The organism is Bathymodiolus heckerae thiotrophic gill symbiont, from assembly GCF_900128515.1.
Taxonomy (GTDB): Bacteria; Pseudomonadota; Gammaproteobacteria; order PS1; family Pseudothioglobaceae; genus Thioglobus_A.
Genome location: NZ_FQTP01000101.1, coordinates 1 through 4,785, shown reverse-complemented (window position 1 = coordinate 4,785; position 4,785 = coordinate 1). Strand labels below are relative to the sequence as shown.

Annotated in this window: 5 protein-coding genes; 3 read left to right on the top strand and 2 right to left on the bottom strand. The window is 41.0% G+C overall.

Translation table 11 applies throughout. The features are described 5' to 3' along the window. The first annotated feature begins 393 nt into the window (after nt 1-393). A complete protein-coding gene (gene recD2 / locus BTHERMOSOX_RS09395) occupies nt 394-2,865 on the top strand; it encodes an SF1B family DNA helicase RecD2 (protein ID WP_138120848.1) in 2,472 nt (823 codons plus the stop codon). 97 nt (nt 2,866-2,962) lie between these two features. On the opposite strand, the gene BTHERMOSOX_RS09390 is transcribed toward recD2, so the two are convergent. Further along, the gene (locus BTHERMOSOX_RS09390) at nt 2,963-3,232 is read right to left on the bottom strand and encodes a hypothetical protein (RefSeq protein WP_138120846.1); all 270 of its coding nucleotides are present in this window, start codon (nt 3,230-3,232) and stop codon (nt 2,963-2,965) included. 297 nt (nt 3,233-3,529) lie between these two features. On the opposite strand from BTHERMOSOX_RS09390, the gene BTHERMOSOX_RS09385 reads away from it, so the two are divergent. Both BTHERMOSOX_RS09385 and BTHERMOSOX_RS09380 read left to right on the top strand, forming a co-directional pair. Then, a complete protein-coding gene (locus tag BTHERMOSOX_RS09385; RefSeq protein WP_138120844.1) occupies nt 3,530-3,787 on the top strand; it encodes a hypothetical protein in 258 nt (85 codons plus the stop codon). Then, nucleotides 3,771-4,154 (top strand): type II toxin-antitoxin system VapC family toxin, encoded by a 384-nt coding sequence (locus BTHERMOSOX_RS09380; RefSeq protein ID WP_138120842.1) that lies wholly within the window; start codon nt 3,771-3,773, stop codon nt 4,152-4,154. The genes BTHERMOSOX_RS09385 and BTHERMOSOX_RS09380 overlap by 17 nt, the downstream gene beginning before the upstream one ends. A 136-nt stretch (nt 4,155-4,290) precedes the next feature. On the opposite strand, the gene BTHERMOSOX_RS09375 is transcribed toward BTHERMOSOX_RS09380, so the two are convergent. Further along, a partial coding sequence (locus tag BTHERMOSOX_RS09375; RefSeq protein WP_171004721.1) for a DNA topoisomerase occupies nt 4,291-4,785 on the bottom strand: 495 nt, incomplete at its 5' end.

Here is a 4,785-nt window from a genome sequence, read left to right as displayed (position 1 = left end):
TATGCAATTCTTTGCCTCCCTCGCGCGCTGCTAGCGCACTTCGGATCAGCGAATTGCCCTGCCGCCTACCAGGGACTAAAAATCATCACTTCGCTTAGGCTCCGTTTCCCTGATTTTTAGCGAGGGCGTGGCTTCAGCCACGCCCTACCAAATATAATGTACTGTATTAAGCCGCTATGTCGGGATAGTATTATGCACTTGCTTACGGATTTCAATCATTTCAGATTTTTTAGAGATTATGCCTTATTGATAATGATGTATGAAACAATAGACTGTAAAAGAACGATGTCACTCGCACAACGCTAGTGCTGCACAAGGTACATTCTTGTGTGAATACTATAAGTAAGCATAAACCGTCCTGACTTACAGACAAACAAAAAATAATAGTACACGATGAATACCATTACTGAAGTTCTGACAGGTATTGTCAACAGAGTCACGTATCATAATCCGACGACGGGCTGGTCTGTTTTGCGCGTGCAACCTTTTCAGTCACCCCAGCAACAAGAAACAGTAACCGTTCATCAAACCAAAGTCTTTGCCGGTGCGACCATGGAATTTCGGGGTGCCTGGACGATTGATCATAAATATGGCCGCCAGTTCAAAGCCACTGAAGCCATCGAGAAAAAACCAGCCACAACGGCAGCCATTGAAAAATATTTAGGCTCTGGTCTTATTAAAGGTGTGGGTCCACAGACAGCAAAGAAAATCGTTAAATACTTTAAGAAAGAGACGCTGGATATTTTCGAGAACGATATAAAGCGATTAACTGAAGTCCCTGGTATTGCCACAAAGAAACTAAAGACTATTGAAGATGCCTGGACTGAACATCGTGCTATTCGCGAAGTCATGATGTTTCTTCAGAGTCATGGAATCAGCACGCTATTTGCTGTGCGAATCTATAAACAATATGGCGATAAAGCGATAGCGATGGTGACTGAAGATCCTTATCGCCTGGCAAATGATTTTTATGGGATTGGCTTTTTCTCTGCGGATAAAGTGGCACTCAGTATTGGCCTTTCTAAAGACAGTCAGCAACGTATGATGGCCGCTATTAAACATGTTCTAGCGGCTAGTCGTGAGCAAGGGCACTGTTATTTGACAGAGCAACAGATTAATAAGGGGATCATTGATCTGATTGAAATGAATCTGGGTGAACGGTTAAACGATTATCTTGGCTTAATGAAAAAGGAGGGACAGCTTTGTACCCGACTGCTTATTAAAGAAGGTGTTGAAACGACAGGTTATTACTCAAAAACACTTTATTATGACGAGACAACTGTCGCAACTATTCTACGTGGAATGCATGGGTCTATTGCGAGTGAGCCGGAGAGAATTGCAAGCTGGATCAGTCACTATTGTCAAAGCAAATCCATTGCTTTAAGTGATGAACAAGCCGATGCAGTTAAAGGCGTGGTACAGCAACGTTTCTCGGTACTGACTGGAGGACCTGGTTGCGGTAAAACCACGACGACATTGGTGATTGTTCGTCTACTGGAAGCGATGAAGAAATCTGTTTTACTCGCAGCACCTACGGGACGGGCTTCTCAGAGAATAAGCGAAGTGATTGGTCGAGAAGCCAAAACCATCCATCGACTACTGGAATGGAAAGGTGGCGAGTTCCAGATGAATGAAGAATCCAGGCTAAAAACTGATTTTTTGATTGTCGATGAATGCTCAATGCTGGATATCAGTTTAACCGCCTCTTTATTAAAAGCTGTGCCTGATAACTGTCAGGTACTGTTTATAGGTGATCCTGATCAACTACCCTCAGTAGGTGCAGGCAATGTGCTTAAGGATATTATTTCTTCTGGCATTATTCCCTGCTTTCGGTTAACACAGGTTTTTCGTCAGGCCAAAGAATCCTTGATTATCCAATACGCGCATCAGATTAATAAAGGTGAAACACCATATATCGCGTCTCCCTTTAAATCACCCGCTATCTGGAAAAATGGAGCCGATTGTCTGTTTATTGATTCAGATGAAGCGACTCAGGAACAGCTTGGGTTTATTAGCCGTGTGAAGTGTCATTTTGATTGGCAGTTAGATGAACTGGAAAATCTGGGTGCAGATAAAGTTAATCTCTCCCTTTTTGAATTTAGAATCGAAGAGGCCATTACTTCAGCTTACGAAGTGAGTTTTGTTGTCCCTGATAAATTCAAACATGTGGATCTTGAGCAATTAACACAAACTGATGCACAGGTTGATGCCTTGAAGTCTGTGGTCAAGAAAATACACCCCTGGTCTTCATTACATTATGGTCTGCCCGCTGTCGATAGTGTGGTTAAGCTCTATCTTGAATGGATTCCTAAATATCATGGGGCAGGCACGGAAATACAGATTTTAACGCCGATGACGCGGGGTAGTCTGGGCTCTGCCAATCTCAACAAGGTAATTCAGGAAAAAGCTAACCCACCCCATCCAGATAAGTGTCAATTGAAAGTGGGTGAACGGATATTTCGCGAAGGTGATCGCGTGATTCACCGTCGCAATAATTATGATCTTAATGTCTTTAATGGGGATATAGGAAAAATCATCACCATCAACAATGAGGAGCTAACGGCTATGGTGTCTTTTTACCCAGATAACCGGGAAGTGCATTATAAGAAAGAAGATATTATGGAGTTAGACCTGGCTTATGCAATTACCATTCACAAGTCTCAGGGCAGTGAATTTAAGGCGGTTATTATTCCTATCCTTACCCAGCATTTTAAGATGCTTTATCGTAATCTGATTTATACGGGGTTAACCAGAGCAAAAGATCTGGCGGTTTTTGTAGGCACTAGAAGAGCATTGTCTATGGCCATAATGCAACAGGATGTTAGTCAGAGGCAAACTGCTTTAGAGCTGTTGATCAAGGCATAAAGCCAGAAATCATTGGTAATACAGGCGAAATCACGAATGACGAACTTCCGGTTAATGCTCTATTGCAGATAACAGAACATAAGCTCTATTTTTAATATTACCTGATTACATACCCAAACTTTCTGAGCCAGCGCCCTAGTTTTACATAAAGTTCAATCAAATTTTCGGCTTTAATTATATGCTTTTCTGGCGGCATTGGGCCAAACGGGGGAATGCCAGCAAATTCCAATTGAATTGTAACTGGCTGCTTACCTGAATCTTTAATTTGAATGATAGACTTATATTCTATGTAGTCATCTGATTGAGGATGATCAAACTTTGCATAAACAATGGGTCTATCTTCGTATATTATTTTTGATTTTGCCATATTACCTCTGATTTCCTAACACACTTTTATTAACCAAATGGGTTAGTCTCAATAGAAAAACTGATTATTTCAATGTCCATTCTGGACCGATAAGGAACATGCATGGAATAACTTTTACATCATTATATGGGGCGCAGTTTCTTTAGCCTGCATTTTAGCGCCCCAAAGTTACTCAAGTGCGTTGTGCACTTTCCTGCGTTACTTTGAATTCTATTTCCTCTTTGCCAAATGAAAAAGTTGCAATCATGACATGTTTTATATAAACTAAAATTCGTTTTATATAAACAGAGGCAGATTATGAAAACAATTGGAATAGGTGATATTCAGAAAAATACCTCTATTTTTAACAACCTGACCGAAGCAATCGAAATTATAGATAAGCGCAAAAAAAAAGTTGTCGCTGTTGTCTATCCCGTCAAAAAAGAACGTATTGTACACAAACTTGCTGGTAAGTATAAAGATAGAATCTTGAAATCGTGCTCGACTGATATGAGATTTATAAAGGAAGCAGCAATGACAAAGGCTATGGAAGAGAAATATGGCAACACTCATTGACACCAATATCATTATCCGGTTTCTGGTTGGAGATCATGAAGAACACCTTATTGAGAGTACTCGAATCTTCGAAGAAATCGAATCAGGAAACCTGGAAGTGGAAATTTTAGATGTGGTACTTATGGAGGTGTTATTTGTTTTAACCAAGTTCTATGATTTACCGAAAGCCGAGGTGGTCACCGACCTTAAGGCAATATTAGCAATGGAAGGTGTCATCAATAGTAATAAGGTCATTCTATTCGATGCGCTATCTTTGTTTGTTGATAAAAATGTGGATTTTGTTGATGCTCTTATTTGCACTAAAAGAAAATTACAAGGATATGAGTGGCTTAGTTTTGATCAAGATGTCATTAAAAACTGTCGTTAGTCAGCGGCAAGCTGCTTTATAGCTTAATCTCGTTCCCATGCTCTGCGTGGGAATGCAGTTTGTGACGCTCTGCGTCACGGAACGCAGAGCGTTCCCGCATGAATTCCCACGGAGACCGTGGGAACTATGAGGTATATTATTCTCGCTCCTTGGGCCAGGCATAAAATCGGCAGTCTGGAAAATGACTGCAGCCTATATAATGCTGGCCAATTTTCTTACCCCGGATAGCAGTACGAACTTCAAGCTTATGCTTGCATTCTGGACAAAGGTCACCTGCCTGGTATTGCCTGGCTGGATGAGTACTTGCTTGTGTTGCGCTACTTAAAGAAACTGCTGTTGATTGATACTTTGTTTGTGGCGTTTTAACCTGCGTAACGATGTTATTAAGCAACAAAATTTGTTGCTGCAAAAAGCCATTAATATCCTGTCCTTTATTATTGGCAATATCATCCAATTGCTGTTCCCATTGCGCGGTTAATAGTGGATCTTTGATCGTGTCAGGGACAGCATCTATCAAATCAAACCCAAGCGGTGTCGCTTTGAGCAGTTTCTTTTCTGCAATAATAAATTTACGCTGGAACAGTGTTTGAATAATATTGGCTCGGGTAGCCTGTGTGCCTAGTCCTGCAGT

Excerpts from the sequence above, each read along its gene's own strand:
- recD2 (WP_138120848.1), top strand. The coding sequence starts at position 394 with ATGAATACCATTACTGAAGTTCTGACAGGTATTGTCAACAGAGTCACG.
- BTHERMOSOX_RS09390 (WP_138120846.1), bottom strand. The coding sequence starts at position 3,232 with ATGGCAAAATCAAAAATAATATACGAAGATAGACCCATTGTTTATGCA.
- BTHERMOSOX_RS09385 (WP_138120844.1), top strand. The coding sequence starts at position 3,530 with ATGAAAACAATTGGAATAGGTGATATTCAGAAAAATACCTCTATTTTT.
- BTHERMOSOX_RS09380 (WP_138120842.1), top strand. The coding sequence starts at position 3,771 with ATGGCAACACTCATTGACACCAATATCATTATCCGGTTTCTGGTTGGA.